The 3,498-nt window shown below is 71.3% G+C and carries 6 protein-coding genes; 2 read left to right on the plus strand and 4 right to left on the minus strand.

Features of this window, described 5'->3' with window-relative positions:
- The 4 genes from ABD844_RS41675 to rimP form a co-directional block, all read right to left on the minus strand.
- On the minus strand, positions 1 to 333 hold a 333-nt coding region (locus tag ABD844_RS41675), incomplete at its 3' end, for a translation initiation factor IF-2 N-terminal domain-containing protein (RefSeq protein ID WP_344891416.1).
- A gap of 112 nt (positions 334 to 445) precedes the next feature.
- Positions 446 to 757, minus strand: coding sequence for a YlxR family protein (locus tag ABD844_RS41680; RefSeq protein ID WP_344891418.1), 312 nt, complete (start codon positions 755 to 757; stop codon positions 446 to 448).
- Complete coding sequence (nusA, locus tag ABD844_RS41685) at positions 741 to 1,745, minus strand: transcription termination factor NusA (RefSeq protein ID WP_344891421.1); 1,005 nt, start codon at positions 1,743 to 1,745, stop codon at positions 741 to 743. The genes ABD844_RS41680 and nusA overlap by 17 nt, the downstream gene beginning before the upstream one ends.
- Positions 1,746 to 1,757: 12 nt before the next feature.
- Positions 1,758 to 2,243, minus strand: coding sequence for a ribosome maturation factor RimP (rimP, locus tag ABD844_RS41690; RefSeq protein ID WP_344891424.1), 486 nt, complete (start codon positions 2,241 to 2,243; stop codon positions 1,758 to 1,760).
- Positions 2,244 to 2,505: 262 nt separating this feature from the next.
- Here rimP and ABD844_RS41695 point away from each other — a divergent pair, with 262 nt between their 5' ends.
- Both ABD844_RS41695 and ABD844_RS41700 read left to right on the plus strand, forming a co-directional pair.
- Complete coding sequence (locus ABD844_RS41695) at positions 2,506 to 2,994, plus strand: hypothetical protein (RefSeq protein WP_344891427.1); 489 nt, start codon at positions 2,506 to 2,508, stop codon at positions 2,992 to 2,994.
- Entirely contained in the window at positions 2,991 to 3,470 is a 480-nt protein-coding gene (locus tag ABD844_RS41700) for a ferritin-like domain-containing protein (RefSeq protein ID WP_344891430.1), read from the plus strand. The genes ABD844_RS41695 and ABD844_RS41700 overlap by 4 nt, the downstream gene beginning before the upstream one ends.
- Positions 3,471 to 3,498 lie beyond the last annotated feature (28 nt).

The raw sequence follows: 3,498 nt of genomic DNA on the forward strand, positions 1-3,498 counted from the left end.
AGCCCGGCCCGCGTCCCGGCCCCGCGGGCCGGGCTTGGGACCCGGACGCGGTGGGGCGGGAACCGGCGCCTGCCCGGCGCCGTTACCGGCCTGGCTGTCCGCCGGCCGGGGCGCAGCCCTTGGCGGCTGCGGCTTGTTGGACGGCTGACCGCCGCCCCTGGAGGGGCCGCTCTTGGCTACCCCCAGCGCTTCGGTGAGCCTGCGGACCACCGGCGCCTCGATGGTCGAGGACGCCGAACGGACGAACTCTCCCATCTCTTGGAGCTTGGCCATGACGACCTTGCTCTCTACGCCGAACTCCTTAGCGAGCTCGTATACCCGGACCTTCGCCACTGCACTCCCTTACTCGGCCCGGGAGGCTGGCTATGCCGTCCGGACCGTCGCTACCTTGACGTCTTCATCGCCGCGTGCTCATCAGGCGCTCATAGCAATCTGACTCCGCCCATCAACTCGGCGTCCTACATGACATTTCGTGGTCTCCCTCCAGGTGCGCCCGCACGGGCGACACGTCAAGCGGCCCCGGCACGCGGAACGCGCGTGGGAACGCTCGGCGCCGCTCGGCGAACTCCAGACAGCTCAGGGCCGGATGCAGCGATGCACCGCGGCCCGGGAGCCGTCCTCGCAGGTCGGGGATCACTTGACCCTCGACCCGCACCAGGCGGAGCAGCTCTGACTTAGCCGTACGGACCCTGCAGCCCACACAGGTGCGCTGTGGTACCGCGTGGCCACCATATTCCAGCTTACCGTGTTGACGCATCTACGGAACCGGCGGCGTCCTCGGCTTGGGTGTCCGGGCGGATGTCGATCCGCCATCCGGTGAGCCTGGCGGCGAGCCGGGCGTTCTGCCCCTCTTTGCCGATGGCCAGCGAGAGCTGGTAGTCGGGCACCGTGACCCGCGCGACGCGCCCCTCGAGGTCGAGCACCTCGACGTGGGAAACGCGCGCCGGGGACAGGGCATTCCCCACGAACTCGCCGGGATCCTCCGACCAGTCGATGATGTCGATCTTCTCGCCGTGCAACTCGGTCATCACGTTGCGCACGCGCGACCCCATGGGGCCGATGCACGCGCCCTTGGCGTTGACGCCCTGCTTGCGCGACCTGACCGCGATCTTCGTACGGTGCCCGGCCTCGCGGGCCACCGCGGCGATCTCCACGGTGCCGTCGGCGATCTCCGGCACCTCGAGCGCGAACAGCTTCTTGACCAGCCCGGGATGCGTGCGCGACAAGGAGATCGAGGGGCCCTTGTGACCCTTCTTCACCTGCACGACGTAGGCGCGGATGCGCTCACCGTGCACGTATTCCTCGCCGGGGACCTGCTCGGCGTGCAGCAGCACGGCCTCGATCTTGCCCAGGTCGACCAGCACCACGCGCGGGTCTCTGCCCTGCTGGATGACGCCCGAGACCAGCTCGCCCTCGCGGCTGGCGTACTCGCCGAAGTTGATCTCGTCTTCCGCGTCGCGCAACTGCTGCAGGATGACCTGCTTGGCGGTGGTGGCGGCGATCCGGCTGAAGTTGCCTGGTGTGTCGTCGTATTCCCTGACGACCTCGCCCGCATCGTCCAGCTCCGCCGCCCAGATCGTGACGTGGCCGCTGGCACGGTCGAGATGGGCGCGCGCCTTGGCGGCGGCGCCCTCGGTGCGGAGGTACGCGATCAGCAGCGCGTCCTCGATCGCCTTGACGACCAGGTCGAAGGAGATGTCCTTCTCCCGCTCCAGGCTGCGCAGGACGCTCATGTCGATGTCCACGGCGGCTCCCCCTTAGCCTTCGTCGCCGTCGACGTCGTCGAACCGGCGGAACTCCACCTGAACCCGTCCGCGGGTCAGGTGCTCATAGTCAAGCCTGCGTGCCGCGCCCGCGACGTCGAGGTCGATGCCGCCCTCGTCGGCGGCCAGGATGCGGCCCTCCAGCACGGTGCCGTCTGTCAGCTCTGCCTTCACCAGGCGCTTGGCCGCGCGCCGCCAGTGACGTGGCTCGGTGAGCGGACGGTCGACGCCCGGCGAGGAGACCTCGAGCGTGTAGGCCGCCTGGCCCATCGCGTCGTCGTCGTCGAGGGCCGTGGAGACGGCCTGGCTCACGTCGGCCACGTCGTCGAGGCTCACGCCGCCGTCACGGTCGACGATCACGCGCAGCAGCCGTCTCTTGCCCGCCTGGGTGACCGTGATGTCCTCCAGGTCGAGGCCCTCCGCGCCGACCACGGGCTCCAGGAGCTTCATCAGGTGGTCGCGGGGTGATGCGCTGCCCATATCGACCTCCCCTAATTGTCATGTCTCAGCCGGGCGGACCTCGCCTCTGGCTCCGCGCCGCCTGACCGTTCGCTCAGCCAGCGGCGACAGTTGACACCCTATCCGTATGAGGGCACCGAAAGAGCGCCACTCGTCACGGTCGAGCGGCGGGTCGGGCGGCGGTCGAACGCCGGAGCGTCGCCGGGCGGCGTTCCCGGGCACTGGCCGTACGATGCTATCCGAGGCCCGAAGGGGGATCCGCGACACCTGGAGGTTCGAGCCCGTGCGCCCGCGTCAGCTTTCCCGGCGAGCCCTGCTGGCGGGCGGGGCGGCCGCTCTGACCGCCTGCAGCGCGTCCGGCCCGCCGAAGCCGTCGGTCCCGCCTCCCGACTCGCCCGACACCGTCCTGGTCAAGGGCCTCATCGTGGAGAAGGAGCGGACGATCGCGCTCTACTCGTCGCTGATCTCGGGCGGGGCCGAGAAGCTGGTGCCGTTCCGCAACCGCCACCAGGCCCATCTGAACGAGCTGCGCAAGCACGTGCCCCCCGCCGCCACTTCCGCCGCTTCCGCCACTGCCTCCGCTTCCGGATCGCCCTCCCCCTCGGCCTCCGCCCGCAGGACGACGGTGGCGCGGCTGCGCGACCTCGAACGCAAGGCCGCCGCCCAGCGGGTGCGCCAGCTCGACACCGCCTCGCCCGGCCTGGCCCAGCTCATCGCCAGCATCGGCGCCTGCGAGGCGGCCCACGTGGTCGCCCTGCCCAGGTCGGTGTGACCGGCGTGCGGGCGGCCGACGACATCGAGATGCTGCGCAAGGCGCTGGCGGCCGAGCATGCCGCGGTGTTCGCGTACGGGCTGCTGGGAGCGCGCACGTCGGGGCCGCTGCGAGACCGGATGAGCGCGGCCTACGACGCGCACCGGGGCGGGCGCGACCAGCTCCGTGGGCTCATCACGGCGCGGGGCGGCCGTCCTGTCGAGTCGGATGCGTCCTACACGCTGCCGTTCTTCCCGTCGAACGCCACGCTGGCGGCCAAGCTGGCGGTGCACCTGGAGAGCGGGGTGACGGCCGCCTACCTCGAGCTGGCCGCCGCCCGCGACACGGCGCTGCGCCATTACGCCGCGCTGGCCATGCAGCGGGCGGTGACCCGCTCCTACTCCTTCCGGCCCGAGCCGCCGACGGCCTTCCCCGGCATGCCCGCGCCCGCGACCCCCTCGGCGACGCCCTCGACCTCCGGCCAGGCCGGAGGCTGAGGCGCGGCAGACCCGGGCCAGGCCGGAG

Origin of the sequence: Nonomuraea antimicrobica, assembly GCF_039536965.1 — a bacterium.
GTDB lineage: Bacteria > Actinomycetota > Actinomycetes > Streptosporangiales > Streptosporangiaceae > Nonomuraea > Nonomuraea antimicrobica.